Source organism: Leisingera daeponensis (assembly GCF_019801465.1).
In the GTDB taxonomy this organism is placed as follows: domain Bacteria; phylum Pseudomonadota; class Alphaproteobacteria; order Rhodobacterales; family Rhodobacteraceae; genus Leisingera; species Leisingera daeponensis_A.
The window spans coordinates 1-20,403 of record NZ_JAHVJA010000020.1; the positions used below are offsets into that span (position 1 = coordinate 1).

The 20,403-nt window shown below is 59.2% G+C and carries 20 protein-coding genes and 2 pseudogenes; 11 read left to right on the plus strand and 11 right to left on the minus strand.

Annotated features, from left to right (window positions below):
• On the plus strand, positions 1-853 hold an 853-nt coding region (locus KUV26_RS22195; RefSeq protein ID WP_222510070.1), incomplete at its 5' end, for an alpha/beta fold hydrolase.
• Positions 854-1,068: 215 nt separating this feature from the next.
• On the opposite strand, the gene KUV26_RS22200 is transcribed toward KUV26_RS22195, so the two are convergent.
• The gene (locus tag KUV26_RS22200; RefSeq protein ID WP_222510071.1) at positions 1,069-1,323 is read right to left on the minus strand and encodes a hypothetical protein; all 255 of its coding nucleotides are present in this window, start codon (positions 1,321-1,323) and stop codon (positions 1,069-1,071) included.
• A 231-nt stretch (positions 1,324-1,554) separates the two neighbouring features.
• Between KUV26_RS22200 and KUV26_RS22205 the strand changes: the two genes are divergently transcribed.
• Together KUV26_RS22205 and KUV26_RS22210 are read left to right on the plus strand one after the other, a co-directional pair.
• On the plus strand, positions 1,555-2,211 hold the full coding sequence (locus tag KUV26_RS22205; RefSeq protein WP_222510072.1) for a PRC-barrel domain-containing protein: 657 nt from the start codon (positions 1,555-1,557) through the stop codon (positions 2,209-2,211).
• Positions 2,212-2,421: 210 nt separating this feature from the next.
• A complete protein-coding gene (locus KUV26_RS22210; RefSeq protein WP_261400068.1) occupies positions 2,422-2,577 on the plus strand; it encodes a hypothetical protein in 156 nt (51 codons plus the stop codon).
• 182 nt (positions 2,578-2,759) lie between these two features.
• Here KUV26_RS22210 and KUV26_RS22215 read toward each other — a convergent pair whose 3' ends face one another.
• The 7 genes and pseudogenes from KUV26_RS22215 to KUV26_RS22245 all read right to left on the minus strand — a co-directional run bounded on the left by KUV26_RS22215 (position 2,760) and on the right by KUV26_RS22245 (position 7,867).
• Positions 2,760-3,227, minus strand: coding sequence for an SRPBCC family protein (locus KUV26_RS22215; RefSeq protein ID WP_222510073.1), 468 nt, complete (start codon positions 3,225-3,227; stop codon positions 2,760-2,762).
• The gene (locus KUV26_RS22220; protein ID WP_222510074.1) at positions 3,224-3,565 is read right to left on the minus strand and encodes an ArsR/SmtB family transcription factor; all 342 of its coding nucleotides are present in this window, start codon (positions 3,563-3,565) and stop codon (positions 3,224-3,226) included. Before KUV26_RS22220 ends, KUV26_RS22215 begins: the two co-directional genes overlap by 4 nt.
• 185 nt (positions 3,566-3,750) lie before the next feature.
• A complete protein-coding gene (locus KUV26_RS22225) occupies positions 3,751-4,377 on the minus strand; it encodes a YdeI/OmpD-associated family protein (RefSeq protein WP_222510075.1) in 627 nt (208 codons plus the stop codon).
• Positions 4,378-4,572: 195 nt separating this feature from the next.
• Positions 4,573-5,031, minus strand: a complete 459-nt coding sequence (locus KUV26_RS22230) for an alkyl sulfatase C-terminal domain-containing protein (protein ID WP_222510076.1) — start codon at positions 5,029-5,031, stop codon at positions 4,573-4,575.
• Positions 5,032-5,109: 78 nt separating this feature from the next.
• Positions 5,110-5,622 (minus strand): peroxiredoxin, encoded by a 513-nt coding sequence (locus KUV26_RS22235; RefSeq protein ID WP_222510077.1) that lies wholly within the window; start codon positions 5,620-5,622, stop codon positions 5,110-5,112.
• A 654-nt stretch (positions 5,623-6,276) separates the two neighbouring features.
• A pseudogene (locus KUV26_RS22240) lies at positions 6,277-6,378 on the minus strand (transposase); the annotation flags it as partial.
• A gap of 577 nt (positions 6,379-6,955) precedes the next feature.
• Complete coding sequence (locus KUV26_RS22245) at positions 6,956-7,867, minus strand: LysR substrate-binding domain-containing protein (protein WP_222510078.1); 912 nt, start codon at positions 7,865-7,867, stop codon at positions 6,956-6,958.
• Between the two features lie 79 nt (positions 7,868-7,946).
• Between KUV26_RS22245 and KUV26_RS22250 the strand changes: the two genes are divergently transcribed.
• The 7 genes and pseudogenes from KUV26_RS22250 to KUV26_RS22280 all read left to right on the plus strand — a co-directional run.
• The gene (locus KUV26_RS22250) at positions 7,947-9,272 is read left to right on the plus strand and encodes an aminotransferase (RefSeq protein ID WP_261400069.1); all 1,326 of its coding nucleotides are present in this window, start codon (positions 7,947-7,949) and stop codon (positions 9,270-9,272) included.
• Complete coding sequence (locus tag KUV26_RS22255) at positions 9,269-10,135, plus strand: carbon-nitrogen hydrolase (RefSeq protein WP_222510080.1); 867 nt, start codon at positions 9,269-9,271, stop codon at positions 10,133-10,135. Before KUV26_RS22250 ends, KUV26_RS22255 begins: the two co-directional genes overlap by 4 nt.
• Positions 10,136-10,822 carry an FMN-binding negative transcriptional regulator gene (locus tag KUV26_RS22260; RefSeq protein WP_222510081.1) on the plus strand — a complete coding sequence of 229 codons (687 nt, stop codon included), beginning with the start codon at positions 10,136-10,138 and terminating at the stop codon, positions 10,820-10,822.
• Between the two features lie 19 nt (positions 10,823-10,841).
• On the plus strand, positions 10,842-12,491 hold the full coding sequence (locus KUV26_RS22265) for an ABC transporter substrate-binding protein (RefSeq protein WP_222510082.1): 1,650 nt from the start codon (positions 10,842-10,844) through the stop codon (positions 12,489-12,491).
• 59 nt (positions 12,492-12,550) lie between these two features.
• Positions 12,551-14,002 (plus strand): aldehyde dehydrogenase family protein, encoded by a 1,452-nt coding sequence (locus KUV26_RS22270; protein WP_222510102.1) that lies wholly within the window; start codon positions 12,551-12,553, stop codon positions 14,000-14,002.
• Positions 14,003-14,077: 75 nt separating this feature from the next.
• Complete coding sequence (locus KUV26_RS22275) at positions 14,078-14,968, plus strand: glycine betaine ABC transporter substrate-binding protein (protein ID WP_222510083.1); 891 nt, start codon at positions 14,078-14,080, stop codon at positions 14,966-14,968.
• Positions 14,969-14,987: 19 nt separating this feature from the next.
• Positions 14,988-15,391: pseudogene (locus KUV26_RS22280) on the plus strand (SMC-Scp complex subunit ScpB); the annotation flags it as partial.
• A 220-nt stretch (positions 15,392-15,611) separates the two neighbouring features.
• Here the strand turns inward: KUV26_RS22280 and KUV26_RS22285 are convergent.
• From KUV26_RS22285 to KUV26_RS22295, 3 genes are all read right to left on the minus strand, one after another.
• Entirely contained in the window at positions 15,612-16,409 is a 798-nt protein-coding gene (locus KUV26_RS22285; RefSeq protein ID WP_222510084.1) for a glutamine amidotransferase-related protein, read from the minus strand.
• Positions 16,410-16,664: 255 nt separating this feature from the next.
• Positions 16,665-17,669, minus strand: coding sequence for a GlxA family transcriptional regulator (locus tag KUV26_RS22290; RefSeq protein ID WP_222510085.1), 1,005 nt, complete (start codon positions 17,667-17,669; stop codon positions 16,665-16,667).
• Between the two features lie 51 nt (positions 17,670-17,720).
• A complete protein-coding gene (locus KUV26_RS22295) occupies positions 17,721-19,259 on the minus strand; it encodes a trimethylamine methyltransferase family protein (RefSeq protein WP_222510086.1) in 1,539 nt (512 codons plus the stop codon).
• A gap of 129 nt (positions 19,260-19,388) precedes the next feature.
• On the opposite strand from KUV26_RS22295, the gene KUV26_RS22300 reads away from it, so the two are divergent.
• A complete protein-coding gene (locus KUV26_RS22300; RefSeq protein WP_222510087.1) occupies positions 19,389-20,291 on the plus strand; it encodes a LysR substrate-binding domain-containing protein in 903 nt (300 codons plus the stop codon).
• Positions 20,292-20,403: the final 112 nt, after the last annotated feature.

Consider the following 20,403-nt stretch of genomic DNA (forward strand, 5'->3'; position numbering starts at 1 on the left):
CACTGCTTTAGGCGCGGCAGCTTCTCTGCTGCTGGCAACGCTGGCGCAGGCCGCCACTGTCCGCGTGGATGGCCATGAAATCCATTACGAGGTGCATGGCGACCCGGGTTCGGGCGGGGCGCCGGTCCTGATGCTGCACGGCGGCATGATGACCTTTGCCTCAAGTTTTGGCGCAATGACCCCTGAGCTGGCGCGGGACCGGCCAGTGATCGGCGTCGAGCAGCAGGGGCATGGCCATACGCCGCTGAATAGCACCCCGATCACGCTGGAAGCCATGCGCCGCGACACCCTCGGGGTGCTGGACGCGTTGTCAGTGGAGAAGGCCCATGTGGTCGGCTTCTCGGCCGGCGGCATGCTGGGCCTGGAACTAGCCGTGAACGCCCCGGAGCGCGTAGCCTCGCTGACCGTGATTTCCGCGGCCGCAAGGCCCGGGGGCTTTGTCCCCGGCATCATCCGTATGCAGAAAGAACCGGGCTATCAGCCGCCGCCGGAAGTCCTGGCGCTGATGCCCAGCGAGGAGGACTTTGCCCGGATGGCAGCTGAGATCGCGGAGAAGAACCCGGGCGGCGCAGCAACTGCGCCGGAAACAATGCAGAAGCTGACCGCATTTATCACCTCGGGCTGGGGCTGGCCGGATGAGCAGATCGAGGAAATCACGGTGCCTGTGCTGGTTGTGAACGGGGACAATGATTTTATCCTGCCTGAGCATGCTCTGCATCTGGCGAGGACCATCCCGGATGCGCAGCTGGCCATACTGCCCGGCACCACGCATTTGACCATTTTAGAACAGCCGGAGCTGCTGCCAATGATCCGGAGATTCCTGCGGGAAGAGAGGGCCGAAGCCGGCGAATGAGCTTGGCGGCATCAGCGGCGGGACAAAACAATCGACGGCTGCCGATATGTCTCTTTTTTCCAGTCCGCTTTGCGGACGGCATGGCCGGGGAGGTGCTGGCCGAAAAACCGTTGTGTGGGCACCGGTTAATACTCCGCGGCCGCAGAGGCGATCTGCTGACGGTCATTTGGCGGGATGGTCAACCTGCAGACGCCGGCCAACTTGCCACATCACATTCAGTCTGTGCTGAGCTTCAGGCTGATCGCCCTAGCCCGCTCTACCAATTCAAACAGCTGTTCCTCATTTTCGGGATCTGCTCCAATTCGGCTGGCATCCTCTGTCCAGCTCCTGATATCGGCAGATGCCTGGTCAAGCAGCTGGATACCCGCGCTGTCAGTTTTTTGAGTTCGGATCCGCTCGCCCTGGCGTTCAGTCAGAATTGCGCAGAGTTCGGAATGAAGCTGTTCCAGTCTGGGATTGGGAAGTGGCATTGCCTTCTCCTTTGATCAAGTCAGTAGGACAACACTCATAACTGTACAGCAGTTCCGACTTGGGGGCATGCTCATTGGCCTGGGCGAAAAATGGCCGAAAACTGCCCAGCCCGAAGCGGCTTTTCGCAATAGCGGGCTATCACAAGCGCTTAGCCTGTCCCGACACGGAACCGATTAAGGCCGCATAACGTTCTTGCCATATCAACTTCTCTACTGCAGGAGGGTAAGACCATGTCCTTTAAAAAACTAATGATCAGTACGGCCCTTGCATCGTTTCTGGCCGCACCAGCAGTTGCACAAGAAACTGCACCCGCTACCGATCCCGCCACGGGTCAAGCCGTTACAGATTTGGGCACGGATGCGATGAATAATTCGATGACCATTGAAGAAATGACCGTGGATCAATTCATTGGCCTCAATGTTCTGAGCACAAATGGCGATGATGTAGGCGAGATCGACTACGTCCTGGGGCCATCAGGCGGTGACGACGAAGGTCAGGCGGTAATCGGTGTCGGCGGTTTCCTGGGCTTGGGTGAATACACGGTCTCGCTGCCCATCAGCGCGTTCGACTTTGATCCTGACGGACGGAACTTGATTGTGAACCTCACCGAGGAAGAACTTCGTGCGACCCCCGAATTTGATGAGTCCGGGGCTGAAAGCGTCGATGGTGACTTGATGATGGCTGATCTCATGGGTAGCCCCGCGGCCGCTAGTGGCACCGACATGGAGGAAAAGGCAACCACGGATAGCAACGCGGCGACATCGAGTGACGATGCTACAGACGCTGAACCGGATCCAGAGGCCGGGGCCGGGGCAGAAACCGGATCTGATGCAAACCCCGGTACTGAGACGGGAACGGACACAGACGTCGAAATCATCACTGAGTGATGCTGACGTGGCTGCGGAAACCGAAACCAACAACCAAAATTTGGCTCGCGCTTAGGGGCTTCTGCCGTACTGACGGCGGAAGCCCTGCATTGCGAAGAGGGAGAGGCGGGTCTACCGGAGACGCGCTACACCGCTAGCGCAGCGTGGCAGGCAGTACTGGAGCGCCGTACTGACTGGTTCGCGAAGGGGGTGCTTAAGCACCACCGGACCTTGGCAACAACCATCAGCACCCTGATCGGGACGGGTTTCGAACTGTGCCGGGTGGAAGAGTTTGCGCCCACACCTGAGCAGATTGCAGAGAACCCTTTCCTGGCCGAAGAACTGGAGCGGCCGATGATGTTACTGGTTTCGGCGAGCAAGATCTGATCGCGCCGCCGCCCAATCTAATCTACCGGGCGGCGGTTTTTCAAAATACTCAAGGGGCGCTGTTCCGGCATTCAACAAGCCACGCACGAACACCTGCCTGAGGACAGCCTATACTTTCACCGCATCGCCAATAATTTCATGCAGTATGAGACGGATGCCGGCAGAGCCGCACTTTCTTTTCATCATTTGAGAGATTGAGCGTATTCTTCCAGCTGCGTCGCGACTGTGCCCCAGCCGTCGTAAAACCCCATGTTCTCATGGTTCTGGCGGGCTTCAGGAGAACGATGCCGTGCGGTTGCTGTGTAGGTCGTGCCGCCATTCCCATCGTCTGCAAACTCGACGATGGCAGTCATAAAAGGATCGGCGGCGGGCTTCCAACCTTCACTGTATGTGTCGGTGAAGACCAGTCGTTCGTCTTCCACGATCTCGAGAAACACGCCCTCGTTTTCCATCAGGTTGCCTTCGACATTCATCGTCGTATTGAACTTGCCCCCGACACGCAGATCAATTTCGCACGCTTCGATACTATGCGGCTTGGGCACAAAGAAATTCTTGATGTGCTCAGGCGTTGTCCAGCATTCCCACAGCAAAGCGCGCGGCGCGTTGAGTGTGCGCGTGAATGTCAGGTCGGTTTTCGGATCGAGTTTCATTTGTTGCGCTCCTGCGTGAGGTTCCCGATGTAATCGTCAAAGCGGTCGAGCCGCCCCTCCCAGATTGCACTTTGTTCGCTCAGCCAGTCCTTGGCCGGCGTGAACGCACCGGGAGACAGTTCACAAACTCTGGTACGGCCATGCTTCTTCGATGTGATGAGGTTGGCTGCTTCCAGCTTCTTCAGATGCGACATGAAAGATGGCAGAGCCATGTCATGCGGCGCGGCCAACTCGCTGACAGATGCTTCACCTCGCGCAAGACGTTGGAGGATCTCGCGCCGAGTTGGGTCCCCGAGTGCGGAGAAGCAAAGGTCCAGAGTGGAATCATACTTAGACATGCACCTAAGTAATAACGCTCGGCGCCCGGTGTCAACTAAAGTTAGCAGATACCCTAACTATCATTGAATTGCCGGACTGCGGTACTCGCCGCATTCAAACGAAAGAGCAGGTTGGCATCACTTACGCCCCACATTGCGGAGCGTAGGAATTTCCATTGAATGCAAACCGCAAGAAAGCTGATTGCCTAACGTTCCATTGCTCCCTTGCCAGCGAAAATCTTGTCTCGGAATTTTTCTATCCGGGCAATGCGGGTTGCAGATTTCTTGGCCTGGCTGAGGTTGAACATATAACTTCTCTGCCGCCCCGGCGTCAGGGCATAAAAGGCCTCGGACAGCTCCGGATCTGCGTCCAATGCGTCGCCTAGTTCGTCAGGCATGAGGATCTCGGCATGGGTTTTGGGCGGCTTCGTGCCTGCCTCGGCGTGATCCATAAGCTGCTGAAGGTATGCCTGGATCACAGGCTTCAATCCGGCCACCTGCCTGGCGCTGGTGAAGCGGATCATTCCCGCTGTCCGGCTGTTCGGCCCTTGCCGCTCAAGAACGCCTTCGGTGTCCTCCAGCAGTCCCGCGTTCATGAAGGTCAGCCGGAAGTCATCCCGGAAGGCCGTGACAAGCGCGATATTGCGGCCTGCGAACATGTACATGGGATGGGCCCATTTCACCGTTTCCGGCAGCCCCATGCCAAGGCAGATGCGGCGCAGCAGATCAAGGCCTTCAGTCCATTGCCTGGCAGAGCAATCGGGCGTGGCAAATCTGTCGCACCGGCCGCAGCCCTTGGTGAAGAAATCATCGGGATCGGTGATCGTGGCCATTGTTTGCTGGACCTCACGTTTCTGGTTCCTGGATAGAGGGAGTGCGCATTGCACCCGCGGCATTTCCGTGCAGACGAAGCGCGCCTTGGAACATCTAACCGGCTATGAGCACTCGAGACTACTGCTTTGGCACTTCTTCTCGCTTGAGTTGCATTACTGACGGACGGCAAATACAGATATGCAATCCGCCAAAGTTCATGTATCGCGGCGGAGACTGAAGAGAGAAAGAAAGTCTTCGGCTGCTGTTATGTCGCCCTCCACGTGAACGATCCCTTTGGCAGAGAGATCCGCCAAACGGGTACTGCCGTAGACCGCTTCTGCCAGCGTGTTGCCTGTGCCTGACAGCATAAAGCCTGTCTTTGGCGAGGTAACCGCCGTGGTATGCAGTTTGCCTCCGGACAGATGCACCTTAAAGGCCTCGCTGCTGATATCGAAGCCGGTCAATGCCTCGCGGCCTTCGGCTCTGCCCCGCATCAGGGTCACCCCCAAAGAAATCATCAGCGCAGAGGGGCTGATGAAGCGGGAGGGATCATGGCCCGGCACCGTCAGCGCCCAGCGGCACAGCGCCTCCAATGATCCCTGTTCCTCCAAGGCGATGGCCAACGAAATGTTGGAGGGTCCAAAACCGATGCCGATTGAACTGAAACACTTCATCTGTGTTGTCCTGAAACCTGCGCGCATTCGGCCAGGGCCGCCAAGCTGCCCTAGCGGCTCTGCGATGGGAGTTACCTATTAGGTCAGATAAGCGGCGACGGCGGCAGCGTTGCCTGCCGGGTCTTCAATCGGGGCGAATACTTTCCGGATCACTCCATTCTCGATGACTAGTGTGATCCGGGTCAGAAGTGTCAATCCACCCGCCTCAAACCTTGGCAATCCCAGTTTCCCGGCGAGCGCCAACTGTTCGTCAGACAGGATAGGAAACGGTAGCGCCAAGCGCTCCACGACCTCTTTCTGATATCCTGTGTCCTGCGTCGACAGCCCGAATACGCGTGCGGCGCCGACCTCTAAAATCGAGTCAAAATGCTCCGCAAATCCTTTCGACTGCGGCGTGCAGCCACGTGCCCCGGGAATCTGGTCCCATCCTTCGATCGGCGGCTCATTCGGTGGGCTGGTACGCGGATAGGCGTGTACAACGGTTATCCCTGACAGCTGCGCCAGGCCCACTTCGGTGCCGTCGGTTGCAGGTAATGCAACGTCCGGCAAGGCTTTCCCGGTCAGTTCTTCAATAATACCGCTCTTTGTCATGGTAAGGCTCCCACAACTTCAAAGCGATCTGCCTAGATCCGCCTCCCCTTAGCTACAACTTTTTTGAAAAATCATTTCGTACAATAAAAAATACCTCAAGTCACTGAATAAAAACACTTTCCTATTCTTCAGCCTACATTACCTTGCTAAATGCGAAGGTCATGCAGAAATTTCAGGAAAGCCCCCTTGCCACTCACGCAAGACTATTGCCCTCAAACCCATTGCCAGAAGTTCTTAATTCCGAAGTAAGAACTCAGACGTTCAAGGGGGCACCTGCTCAAAGTAAAGGCAACCAGAACTTTGAGCACTGACCGAGCCTGCGCGACGTTTGGCACGAACGGCGAAGTCGGCGTGAATCACTCCCCTTTAGCTACCGCTGAGATCAGGCGCAGCATTCGGTAGAGTGGGCTCTCACCAAGATTTCGCCGCGCCGGGCGTGAATGGCTGATCTCGGAGAACGAGGCCGTTCGCCTGGTCGGGCTTGGACTAGCAGTGAGCCGGACAAAGCCGCCGCTGCCTATCCGGCTGTTTGCTGACGCAGCATCCGCTTGCAGGCGCGGCACTCTCATCGCTGCGTTGCAGCCGATGTCGCCAGACCGGTCATGTAAAGTGTATAACTTCAGACTTGATCTGACGGACACCTCAGCTTTTCGAGCTGATCCCTGCCTTGCGGCAAACCTCGGCAAAGGACGTGCCGTCTTCCGCCTGCTTGATGATGAACGCCTTCTGCGCGTCCGTGAACTTCGATGCCTTCATGCGTTTCCGCTCCTCTCCCAGCCAGGGATTCTCTGCGGATGACTCTAATCAAAAGCGGGGGCGTTTTCGGGGATCATATCACGGACGACCAACGCCGTGCAGCGAGAATTCCAAATCGCCATTTGGCAGATGGAATGGTAAGGAGTTCGAATGTTCTCCGAGCAAACCGAGAGCCAGTTCGGTGGCAAGAAAGCGGCAGATCGTAAGGCGGATTTCCTTTGGAAAGCGTTCTCAGGCAGTCATCGAGCAGCCTGTTCGAGAATGCGGGCTCAGGGAAATCCTTGCCTCATTAATCCGCGAACGATGTCGCCGCTCTCCGTCAACCTGTCAAGAACCTCGGAAAGACCCCGACAAGCGGGCGCACTGGCATCTGCCGCGGGATACGCCTGTGGCCGCGCTCTAAGACCGCTACTTGAAGCCGATTTGCGACCGCTTGAAAGGCACACCCGAAAATGCCTTGGATGGCACCCACCGGCTGAAACCTTCAGGGACGAACTCTTGAAGCTGAGATAGAAGGAAACGTCGCAACGGCGCTGGAGCCTTCGCCCTTTCGGCTGCAAAGTCGAAAATCTTTGGATCAGTTCCAAAAGTCAGAAAACCAGCGGCTGTGGGCCGCGGCTTGCGAAACCAGCCAGGACGCAAACGCCTCGACGGTTGGGTTGCCCGTGTCCGTTGCAGGCAGGAGAAGAAAATATGCGTCCGGCGAAGGACGCCGGATGCGGAACGGCAATACCAGCTTGCCAGTTTCCAGATAGGCGCGCGTGGTCACTTCGTCTCCGATTGCCACACCATCGCCGCGCGCCGCGGCTTCAAGGCATAGCGTTGTGGAACTGTAAGTTCGCCCGTCGTCGGGTTTTATGCGAACGTTCGCAGAACTAAGAATGGTACGCCACCAGTAGGAAGACCGATCATGGATGAGCATGTTGCTTTGCAAGTCCGACAGGTTGGGCTGTCCGCCATCACTATCAAAAAATCCTGGTGCCGCGACAGGAAACACCGAGTTGGCGAAAAGTGGCTCGACCCGGCAATTCTGCCAGTCGCCACGCCCCCATAAAACAGCGCAATCACAATCATAGGGCATCTCTGGCGGCTCGGTAAGCGAGGATTCTGATTGCAAAATCAGGCGGCGATCAGGATGGGCTGCGTCGAACCCCGGCAGGCGCGGAAACAACCACTGCTGGGCAAAATCCGCATCTGCCACGATATGCAGATGTTTTGGGCGTTGGATCGTAATCTCATCCAACCGATGACGCAGACCGGCAAAACTGGCGTTGACGGCCTGCATCACCAGCTGCCCGGCTTCCGTCAGGGTGACTTTGCGGTGGCTGCGAATAAACAGTTGTTGTCCTAGTTCTGTTTCCAGTCGGACAACCTGCTTGCTGACCGCTGACTGGGTCAGAAGCAATTCTTCGCCGGCTTTGGTAAAACTCTCGTGCCGTGCTGCGCATTCGAAAACACGCAGGGCATTGAGCGAGGGCAGACGGCGCATTTTGCATTCCCTCCAGGAATTCAAAGCGGGAAAATTATGAATTTGTCAGAAGTCACGGATGGCTGCAAGGTGTCAAAAAATGCGAGGAAAAATGGCACAGCTTTACCCGTTTACCGACCCCGTCGCGGCCCGCACCCATGGCCCTACCGTCATGATGTCGGGCGAAGGGTGTTGCGTCACTGACACCGATGGCCACACCTATCTGGACGCCGTCAGCGGATTGTGGTGTGCCTCGTTGGGGTTCTCAAACGACCGGCTGATCGCCGCCGCCGAGGGTCAAATGCGGCAACTGCCCTATTACCACAGCTTCATGGGGCGCTCGGCACAACCGACCGAACAGCTTGCCGCCAAGATGGCCAGCCTGCTGCCGGGCGATTTGAACCACGTCTTCTTTGGCTGTTCAGGCTCCGAGGCGGTCGATACGGCGGCAAAACTGGTCCGGTACTACTGGAACGCTAGGGGGCGGCCGAACAAGAAACGCATCATCGCCCGAGACGCCGCCTATCACGGGTCGGGAATTATCAGCGCCAGCCTGACCGGCATGTCTTATTGTCATGACGGGTTTGACCTCCCGGATGTCGCAGTGCTGCGCACCGGGCGGCCGAGCTATCTGCACGATGCCAAGCCCGGGGAAACCGAACGTGCATTCTCGTGCCGCCGGGCGCGGGAACTGGAAGCTCTGATCGAACAGGCCGGAGCAGACACCATTGGGGCCTTCATTGGTGAACCGGTCATCGGCTCCGGTGGTGTGCTGCCGCCGCCGGACGGCTACTGGGAGGAGATCCAAGCGGTTCTGGCCCGGCACGACATCCTGCTGATCGCCGACGAAATCATCACCGGCTTCGGCCGTACCGGGGCCTGGTTCGCGTCCGAGAAATACGGGCTGAAACCGGACCTGATGACCATGGCAAAACAGTTGACGGGGGCCTATTTTCCGCTGTCTGCCTTGGCGATATCGGATCGGGTGCATGACGCGATCGCGGCCGGGGCGCATGACCTTGGCACGTTCGGCCATGGATTCACCTATGGCGGGCACCCAGTCGGTTGTGCCGTCGCTCTGGAAGCGATCGCGATCTACGAAGAAATGGATCTGCCCGCGGTGGTGATGGATCGGTCGCGCATGCTGGAAGCAGCGCTCGAGCCGTTGAAATCGAACCCCGCGGTTGCCGACGTCCGCCTTGCGGGACTGATGGCCGGGGTAGAGCTGCATGACAAAAAAATCACCGCGCAAACCTTACGCGAGGCAGAGACCCGCGGTGTGTTGCTGCGCCAGATCGGCGCCACCCTGGCGATCAGCCCGCCGCTAATCGTCTCCGACGAAGAAATCGCCCAGATCGTGAGCGTTCTGAGCGACAGCCTGGCAAATGCCACCATCCATAAACCTGCAGGGAAAGAGACCGCATGAACGTCACCGTCGCCGCAACCCAGATGTCTTGTAGCTGGGACTGGGAAGAAAATATCACCAAGGCCGAAGGCATCATTCGCGACGCCGCCGCCGCCGGTGCCCAGATCGTCCTGCCGCAAGAGATGTTTGCCCACCACTTTTTTGCTTTCATGGACTGGAAAAGCGAATACTTCAAATTCGCCGAGCCTGTTGACGGGCCTACCGTGTCCCGGATGCGCAAGGTGGCCAAAGACAACAACGTCGTCATCCCGGTCAACTTTTTTGAGAAAGCCAACAACGCTTATTACAACACTACGGCTGTCGTAGATGCTGATGGCGAGGTGCTTGGCATCTACCGCAAGACCCATATTCCTGGTGGTCCTCCGGGCTGTTTCGAAAAGATCTATACCAGCTACGGCGATACCGGGTTCAAGGTGTTCGACACCGCCTATGGCCGGATCGGCACCGCGATCTGCTGGGATCAGTGGTTTCCGGAAAGCGCGCGGATCATGTGCCTGATGGGGGCAGAAATCCTGCTCTATCCGACTGGAATCGGCTCGGACTGCCACGAGCACTGGGAAACCGTGATGCGTGGCCACGCCGGCGCCAATGTGACCCCGCTGGTTGCGTCCAACCGCGTTGGTTATGAAAAAGGCGACCTGGGCGAGACGACCTTTTGGGGTCAAGCGTTTATCGCCGGGCCGAGGGCCGAGATTCTGCAGCGCGGCGACAAGACCAGCGACACCTTCATGACCCATAGTTTCGATCTGGAAGCGATCCGCGAGATGCGGGCCGATTGGGGAGTGTTCCGCGACCGGCGGCCCGATGCCTATGGTCCGCTGCTGACATTGGACGGATCGACCCCGCCGCTGCGGGCTCCGTGAATGTACGTTCCCGCTGCATTTGGTGAAACGCGCGTGGGGCCCTTGATCCGGTTTATCGACGATCAGGGGCTGGCGTCGCTGGTTCATGCCGACGAGGATGGGATTGATATCACGCATGTGCCCGTTTTGCGCGCCGCCCGCGGGGGCGACGCGTCCGAGGCATCCCTCATCGGGCTGCGCCTGGAGGCCCATGTCGCGCGGGCAAACCCGCTGGTGCGGAGGCTCGTGGCCAAACCGGACCTTACAGTGGCCTGGCTGGGTGCCAACTCGTACGTCTCGGCGGAATGGTACGGTGAAAAGCCTGCGGTTCCCACATGGAACTACATGGCCGTACATCTGCATTGCCGCGCAGTGATCTTTGAGGATCGGGACCGGTTGCAGGATCTGCTGAAAAGAACTGCAGATTGGCATGAACCGCGTGTTGGCGGCAGGTGGACGCTGGATCATGATGCCGCGGACTATGCCGATCAGTTGCTGCCGGGAATTGTCGGGATCGACCTTGTGGTCGAGTCCCACGAGGCGATCTTCAAACTGCACCAGAACCACCCGGCCAAGAATGCAAACCTGGTCGCCGACGCGCTGGCGCGACAGCCCCGCACTGATTGCCACACAGTCAGCACGATGATGCGGGAAAAGATCAAGGAACGGTCACAGGCGGGTCCCTTGCCGGCCGGATCATCTGACTGAAATTCAACAGGAGAATGACATGAAGCTCACGACCCGAACTGGATCAAGCATTTCACCCCATGTTCATGAAATGGCCGATGCAGCGCGCGCCGGCCGGATGGATCGGCGCGAGTTTCTGACCACAGCCAGTGCCCTGGGGGTCACCACCGCGTCTGCTTTCGCCATGGCCGGTCTTCCGCTGCCGGCATCGGCCCAGAGCGAAACCCCGAAAAAGGGTGGCATCCTGCGGATTTCGATGAGCGTATTGCAACCCAAGGACCCGCGCACCTTCGACTGGACGCAGATGTCCAACATCGCGCGCACCATCATGGAGCCGCTGGTCAGCTATGAACCGGACGCGACGTTCAAACCGATGCTTCTGGAAGCGTGGTCGGCGAACGACGACGCGACCGAATACACATTGAATGTGCGTAAAGGTGTGACATGGAACAATGGCGAAGCCTTCACCGCCGATGACGTCGTGTCCAACCTGGAACGATGGTGCGACAAGTCGGTCGAAGGCAATTCCATGGCGGCCCGCATGGGGTCGCTGATCGACCCCGAAACCGGCAAGGCACGGGCGGGTGCAATCGAAAAGATCGACGATTACACCGTCAAGCTGACGCCCTCGCAATCGGATATCACGCTGATTCCGGGCATGTCGGATTACCCGGCGTTGCTTGTCCATCGCGATTTCGATTTATCAGGTGGTGATTACGTTGCTCACCCGGTTGGCACCGGTCCGTTCGAACTGGTGTCGTTCGAGGTCGGTGGTAGGGCCATCGTCAAACGGCGCGAGAATGGACAGTGGTGGGGCGGCGAGACGCACCTTGACGGGATCGAATTCATCGACACTGGAACCGATCCTTCACTGCTGATCGCGGCGTACGACGCGGGCGATGTCGATATGAACTATGAAACATCCCCGGAATTTGCCGAACTCCTGGTCGCCAACGGCCTGGTACAGCACGAAGCCGTGACCGCAAGCACGATTGTTGCTCGAATGAACGTGAACAGCCCGCCCTATGATGACAAGCGTGTGCGCAACGCCGTTCAGCTTGCGGTAGACAAGGGTATCGTCCTTGAACTGGGCTATAACGGGGCGGGCACCATCGGGGAAAACCACCATGTGTCGCCAATTCACCCGGAATACGCCGATCTTCCCGTGGTCGGGCGCGACGTCGAAAAGGCGCGCGCGCTGATGGAAGAAGCGGGCCAGACCGATTTCGAACACGAAATCATTTCTCTCAATGACGGCTACGATCTGGTTACGGCAGACGCGGTCGGTGCGCAGCTGCGCGATGCCGGGTTCAGCGTCAAACGGACGATAATGCCGGGCGCGACATTCTGGAATGACTGGACCAAGTATCCGTTTTCCCTGACGCAATGGGCGCAGAGGCCGCTTGGCGTTCAGGTTCTGGCGCTTGCTTATCAGTCAGATGGCGCTTGGAACGAAACCGGGTATGCAGATGCTGAATTCGATTCAATGCTCGCTGAGGCGCTGACAATCGTCGACGTCGACAAGCGGCGCGAGCTGATGGTGAAGATCGAGGCCAAGCTTCAGGATTCCGGCGTCATCGTGCAGCCGTTCTGGCGCAAGGTCTTCATTCACAGTCAGCCAAAGGTGAAAAATCTGAACATTCGGCCCGATCTGATCCAGGATCTGTCAACCGTTTGGTTGGACACCTGATCGCCTGAGTGGAGCCCATTCGCCAATGGCGCTGAAAATCACAGTTGGAAGGACACATGATGCCGCAACTCGAGTCTTTCTGGAGCAACCACATTGATGGCGAATGGATCCCCGGGGGGGCTGCTCCGATTGACGTGACAGATCCTGCAACGGGTGCGGTTCTCTGTCGGCAAGCCATGGCAGATGCCGCCGACGTGAACCGCGCTGTCGCCGCCGCCCGCCGGGTCCACGACTCGGGCGCATTGAAAGATATGCGCCCGGTCGAGCGTGCCCGACTCGTGCAGGGCATGGGCCGTTTTATCGAGGAAAACGCTGGAGACATCGCGCGCACCCTCACGCTTGAACAGGGCAAGCCGCTTTGGGAAAGCCGGATCGAGGTTTCGGGCGCGGCGCGGTTCTTTGAATACTACGGCAATCAGGCCGATACCCTCGAAGGCCGGTCGATCCCGCTTGGTGCAGGGTATCTGGATTTCACCGATTATGAACCTTACGGCGTGACCGCGCATATCGTTCCCTGGAACTTTCCGTTCGAGATGACAGCCCGCTCGATGGCGCCGGCACTGGCAACGGGCAATACCTGCATCGTCAAGACCCCTGAGTTGACTCCGCTGAGCAACGCCTGGCTGGCCCGCGCCGCGGAGGCGGTTGGCTTGCCGCCCGGTGCGGTCAACGTGATCTGCGGCCACGGACCCGAAGCGGGTGCGGCGCTGGCGGGGCATCCGGATGTCAATCTGGTCGTCTTTACTGGCTCGGTGCCCACCGGCGTGGCCATCGCGCGCGCGGCGGCCAATAACGTGGTGCCGTCGATTCTTGAACTGGGCGGCAAGTCCGCTGCCATCGTGCATGACGATGCCGATCTCGACGCATTCGAGACCGACATGCGATATGGGATCTTCTTTAACGCCGGTCAGATCTGTTCGGCGATGAGCCGGGTCATCGTCCACCAAAGCCGCCATGACGAACTTGTCGAGCGCGCGGCAAAACTCGCCAATAGCCTGTCGGTTGGTCCGGGCATTGACCGCGGTACGGACGGCCCGACCATGGGCGCGATGGTTTCCCTGGCACAGCGCGACCGCGCGCTGGCCATGGTTTCCAGTGCCGGAGCCGATGGGGCAAAGGTGGTTGCCGGAGGCCGCAGCCTGAATATTCCCGGTGCCTTTCTGGAGCCGACAGTAGTCACAGGGGTATCGCCAGCCAGCGAGATCGCACAGCAGGAAGTGTTCGGCCCGGTCCTGACCGTCCTGCCGTTCCGCACCGATGCCGAGGCGATCGAAATCGCCAACGGTACGCAATACGGGCTGGTGGGTGGCGTCTTTACCGCCGATCTGGACCGTGCCACACGCGCGGCCCGCGCCATTCGTGGCGGGCAGATCTTTGTTAACGAGTGGTTCGCTGGCGGCGTCGAAACCCCCTTTGGCGGGGTTGGAAAATCCGGGTACGGCCGCGAGAAGGGCCGCGAGGCGCTGTTTAACTACGTTCAGACCAAGAATATCGCAATCCGGATGCGCTGAGGCGTATCCGCACCCAAACATCGGCACAACGCACTGATCGCCGGATGTGCATCCCCCCAGAAAAGGACAATATCAATGCGTCTACGTTTCCTGAAAATGGTCGTCGCGGTAGCAGCCATGTTCGCCGGTGTTGCGCAGGCTGACGAAATCACCGTCGGTGGAAAGAACTTTACCGAACAATTTCTGCTGTCGTCGATGACGGCGCAATTGCTTGAAGCCAATGGCTTTGACGTCGATATCCGGAGCGGCATGGGCTCGGCCGCAGTGCGCCAGGCTATGGAAAACGGCCAGATCGACGTCTACTGGGAGTACACTGGCACGTCGCTGATCACCTACAACAAGGTGGCCGAAAGGCTGGACGCTGACGAAACCTATATAAGGGTAAAGGAACTGGATGCCGCTAAGGGTATCGTTTGGTTGAATCCGTCCAGGGCCAACAGCACCTATGCCTTGGCGATGCGGTCGGATCGGGCCAGGGAACTGGGTATCGCCACGGATTCCGATCTTGCGGCCCGCCTGAACGGAAATCCCGACCTGACACTGGCAGCAAACACCGAATTTTATGCGCGCCCCGACGGGCTGAAGCCATTCCAGAAAGCCTATGGTTTTGAAATCCCTCGCGACCGGGTCGTTCGAATGGATGCTGGCCTAATCCATGAGGCCCTGAAGAACGGCGATGTTGATGTGGGCATCGTCATTGCGACTGATGGGAAAATCCCCGCACTCGATCTGGTCACGCTTGAAGATGACCAGGGCTTCTTTCCAGCCTATGCGCTGGTACCGGTCGCGCGTATCGAAGCGCTGAAAGCCAACCAAAGTATCGGCGGACTGCTGAATGCCCTCTCGTCCAAGCTCGATGATGCGACAATGGCCAAGCTGAATGCCCGCGTTGATGTTGAAAGGGAATCCATCGAACAGGTGGCAGCAGATTTTCTAAAGAAAGCCGGTTTGATCAATCGGGAGTAATGGCCGGTCTGCTACGAGTGCCTGCACCGGCGGCGCCTGGATGCTCCACACCCGGCCCGCCTAAGCCCCGGCGATCCGGGCGGCGGCGGATGCCGGCGGGCAGGGGCTGGATCTGAGCGAATTCGACGTGGCGGTGCTGGCGGCCATTGCCTACCACCAGCCGGTCACCCGCGACGGGCTGAAGGAGATCTTCGGCAAGGAAATCAGCCGGGACCTGACCGGCCGGCTGCACGCCCGCGGCCTGATCGCCACCGGCGCGGGGCGCCCTACACCTTCGTCACCACCGGGCAGTTCCTGGCGGCCTTCGGGCTGGAGTCCCTGAGCGACCTGCCGGACCGGGAGCAGCTGGAGGAGCCGGGCTGGCCGCATCGTGACGCTGCCTGTCAGTCAGGCAGAACGGGCTCCAACCGCAGTTTCATGTAATTTGCCCGTTGCTTCATACCTGCACATCCGGAGAAAAACCTCACCAGCCGCCGCGCCGATACAACCGGGCGGAACAACCTCAGGGTCCCAATAGAGGCCTACAAAACTGCAAGCCGTCTTGCACAAACCGATGGCCAGGCTCCCGGAGCCCGTCGGGATCTTTCTATCTTTGCCGATCTCCAGGGCGACAGCCGCGCTTTTAGCAGGAGGTCCGTTCATCTCATTCGACGGCCTTTTGCACGTGAGCCAGCCAATTCGCAATTTCAGCCGTTCTGGCTTTTTCGGATAGCTCTTCGGATTTGCCCCCCAGACGGGTCGCTGCATCAAGGTCTGTTTCAGCGATGCGCAAGTCGCTAACCAGACTGGAGGCATTCATAAAGATGCTGGTTTCGTCGGAAACAGAATCCGCAATGGAACTGATTGGCATTTCGGGATGGTATTGCATTCCCCAAAAATCCACACCGTTGACATCATACACCATCGCCTGAACCTGGCTGTGGTCGTTATATGCCATCAACGTGGCGCCTGGCGGAAGCTCTTGCACCTCGTCTCTGTGCACGCAGGGAACGCAATACCCGTCTGACCGCGTCGCCATCATTGGGTGGGTGCGACCGTCCGGTGTCATCCTGATGTTTCGTGCTAGACCGATTTCCATACCTTTTCGACAAGTGCCCACCTTGCCGCCCAGCAAGAGCGCAGCAAGCTGCAAACCGTTGCATGATCCGATTACGGGCAGGCCTGCCTTCAAAACAAGTTCTCCTGCTTCCCGCAAGACCCTGGCCTCAGTCGCTTCGACGGACCAGGGCACGCCCGCCCCGGTAAGAACAACACCGTCTGCGGTTTCTAAATCGCTCTGAGACAGTGGAGTTCTGTAGGGTTCGGCTACCGCGACAGACAGATGCTCAGCATTTGCCCGCAAAGCGGCCTCATAATATGTTGAAGCAACAGGCAGGTTTCTGGCCCTTCTGTGGTCAACTACCTCAGGGCTGTTGGACTCCACGATGAGTATTTTTGTCATGTTAAACACCTGTTCATTTCAACGGTCAGTTGGCGTATTGCGTCCGGTTCGGGCCAGCTTCTCCTGTGCGAGGTCTTTCCCATCCGGAAGCAATGCCGGAACGAAAGCGGGGTGACGGACTGTAAACATTGCAGTGCCAAGGCAAGCCTGCGGGTCTTGCCCCAGGTGAACAGCCCAAGTTTACAAGAGTATCCATGGCGCCTGCAGTCTCTTTCTGAGTTCGCAGAAGCCTGTCCGGTTCGCGCGGCGGTTCCATTATCTGCTGCCCCAGATTTTGTTTTCAGTACGAGGTGAAACACCGAAATGCTTCTTGTAGAGCTTTGAAAAATGGGTGGCGCTGTTGAAGCCGGAGGCCATTGCCACCTCAATGATCTTCAGTTCGGTTTGCAGCAAGAGATCGCGCGCGTGCTCCAGCCGCAGTTTCATGTAGAAGGCTTTGGGCGTCATGCCTGCGAACTTGGAGAACAACCTCTCCATTTGCCGGGTCGAAATGCCGATCCTTTCGGAGATTTCGCTTGGGCTGAGCGGGCATTCCAGCGAGTTCTGCATGATCCGGACCGCATCCGCGACCTTGCCGTTCCGGTCGCCGAACCGGGCGGAACGGGACAGAACCTGATTGTGGCGGGAGGTTCTTGGCGTCGAGCAGACCATGTTGTCGGCGACCCAGGTCGCAACTGCCTCCCCTTGCTCCTGCGAGATCATCTGCAGCATCAGATCCACCACCGCCACGCCCCCGGCGCAAGTGAAGTGATTGTCTTGCAGGCTGAAAATTGAATGGCTCACATCCAAACCGCAGAAGGTTTCCTGCAAGGCATTGCGGCAATTCCAATGGGCGGCCACTTCGCTGTCCTGCAAGAGCCCGGCCTTGATCAAGGTGTAGGTGCCGCTGTTCACCGCCCCGATTGTGACCCCCATCCGGGCCTGCCGCCGCAGCCAGTTGAGAACCGGCAAGGTGCCTGCCGCGACAAATTCCTCCCCACCGAAGACGATCAGGGTATCCCGGCAGCTCAGATCCGTCAGCGCCCCGCCGGCCTCGAGGGCCACCCCGCTTGACGACACCGGGGGCTTTCCGTCTTCGCTGAGAACCTGCCAATCGTAGCGGGCGGCGCCATCCATACTATTCGCCAGCCTCAGGCACTCGATAACGGAAATGACCTCAAAGGCGGAATAGGAGCCCAGGAGCAGCAGGGCGTAGCGCTTGGGGGCTGCGGCGGAGGAAGGCTGCGCCGCGGCGACTTTGACCTGGTAAGCATAGGACATTGAAGGCCTCGGCATCCGCTCGTTTGACTTGCACGCTCCCGGTCCCGCGGATCAGGGTTCGTTCGACCCGATCTCCTCGCGCCTGTGCGCGACATAGGCCTCCAGCTCCTCGGCAATTGCAGGATCAAGCTCGGGCTGCTGGTATTCCTCCAGCGCCTGCTGCCACAGCGCGGTGGCCCGGGTCAGCGCATCCTTCGCGCCCGCAGCCTGCCAGTTCTCATAGTTGGTCCAGTCCGACAGAAGCGGCCGGTAGAAAGCCGTTTCATAGCGTTCCATCGTGTGGGATTCGCCAAAGAAATGGCCCCCGGTGGGCACCGCCTTGATCGCATCAAGGCCCAATTCGTCCTCGCTGAAGTCGATCGGCTTGAGGAATTCCTTGATGTTCTGGATGATCTCCACATCCAGAATGAACTTTTCGTAAGAGGCCGTCAGCCCGCCTTCGAGCCAGCCTGCAGCATGGTAGATCAGATTGGCGCCGCCAAGCGTGGCCCCCCAGGTCGACATCATCGTCTCATAGGCCGCCTGCAGATCGACACAGTTCGATGCATTGGCGTTCGAGGTGCGGTAGGGCACCCCGTAGCGCCGCGCCAGCTGCCCGGCAATGATGTTAGCCTTGGTGTTTTCCGGCGTGCCGAAGGCCGGAGCGCCGGAGCGCAGATCGACATTCGAGGTGAAGGCGCCGTAGAGAACCGGCGTGCCCGGGTTCACCAGCTGCGTCAGCACCACCCCGAACAGCGCCTCGGCATTCTGCTGCGCCATCGCGGCGGGCAGTGACACCGGGGTCATCGCCCCCATCAGGGTGAACGGCGTGATCGAGACCGGCTGGGAGTGTTCCGCCATGGCGATCAGGCCGTCGGTCATCGCATCGTCCAGAAGGCGGGGAGAGTTCACGGAAATCACGGTCAGGACGCCCGGCGTCTCTGCCATCTGCGCGACCGGGATGCCGCGGCTGATCGCCATCATGTTGATCCCGTCCATGGCACGGCCCCGGCCGATGGCAGTGCAGTGGAACGTCAGGTCGCTCAGCGTCAGGTTGGCCAGATAGGTGTCGAGGTGCCGGGTGTTCGACGGCAGCTCCATCGGCGCCACCACCTGGTTGCCGATGATGTTCACGGCGTTGAAGTGATGGGCGAGCCGGATGAAATTGCAGTAGTCCCGGTGATTGCCTGCCCGGCGGCCGTTGATGCAGTCATGGGTGTTCGGAGGGCCGGCCACCAGGCCGAAGTTGATCGCCGTGCCGCCCATCGAGATCTGCTTCTGCGGGTTGCGCGCGACCATCGAAAACTCGGACGGCACGGTTTCCAGCGCCTTATTCACGATGCTTTCGTCGATGCGGATCGTCATCGTGTCGCGGTCGACGATCGCACCGGCGGCGGCGAACAGATCTGCCGCCCGGGGGCTCATCACCCGGATGCCTGCCTCTGAGAGCACGCGGATCGAGGTGTCGTGAATCTTCTGCAGCTGCTCTTCGCTCACGAATTCGAACGACGGAAAGGCCAAGCGCGACTGGCTCCAGGGCAGCTGGTCGATTGCTCCGCCTTTGCGCGAAGCTACTCCGCGGCGTCCGCCCTTGCGTCCTTCTCGTGCCATGCTGTGCCGTCCTTCTATCTAGTCAGCTTCTCATAACTTGGCGGCGGGGCCATGACACGTGAACTAAATCACCCCAATGGGGTGACAAATATGAGGTCATGTGAAAGGAATGGGTGGATTTCCAACGCAATGACAGGCCCGATGCGAAACCTGCCGCAACTGAATTACCTGCGTTCCTTTGAAGCCTCGGCGCGGCTGCTCAGCTTCACCGCAGCGGCGGCGGAGCTCAACCTCACCCAGGCGGCCGTCAGCGGCCACATCCGTGCTCTGGAGCAATTCATCGGCGGGCCGCTCTTCACGCGGCACCCCAGATCACTGAGCCTGACCAGCCTCGGCACCGCCTATTTGCCCAATGTGCAGCAGGCGCTGGCGATCGTGGAGCAAGCGACGGACTCCATCCTGAAAAGCCGCGGCAGGCAGAAGGTGGTGATCTCCTGTCCGGTCAGCCTGGCGGAGACCTGGCTGGCGCGCGTTGTGGCGGACTTCGGCACCGCCCATCCTGACGTGCCCGTCACCATTCATGGCCGCGTCTGGCAGGATGAGCCTGCAACTATTGCCGACATCATCCTGACCAACGTTCACAGCGACAGGCTGAGCAAGGACACCATCTGCCTGTGGCAGGATCAGCTGGCGATCGTGTGCGCGCCGGGTTACCGGGTCGAGGGGCTGCCCCTGACGGCGCCCGAGCAATTGTTGCGCACGCGCCTGATCCACAACCTGGGGCGTTCGGAATTCTGGCATGGCATGATGGCGCACTTCGGCCTTGGTCCGTCTGCAGTGCCCGAGACGACCCATACCAGCGCGTTCTCGACCGCATTGGCGCTTGCCGCGGAGGGCTACGGAGTTGCAATCGCCCCCGAAAGCATCACTCGGAAGTACCTGGCAGAAGGCATTCTGACCGCTCCGTTCGGAACCTCCCTTCCCTCGCCGTGGCACTGCACGATTTCGGACGGCAGCCTGCTGACGTCGGAGGACGCGAGATGCCTGCACCGTTTCATCATGAATGCTGCTTGTGACGGGGTTAACTGGTAATAGCATGAATCAGTTGGACGCAACGGCCCTGCGGAGCACGGAATGCGGGCCGCGGAACCGCGCTTCTTCTGCGGCCGGGCTGCCGGTGCGCGCTGGACCGTTGCCGAGGATA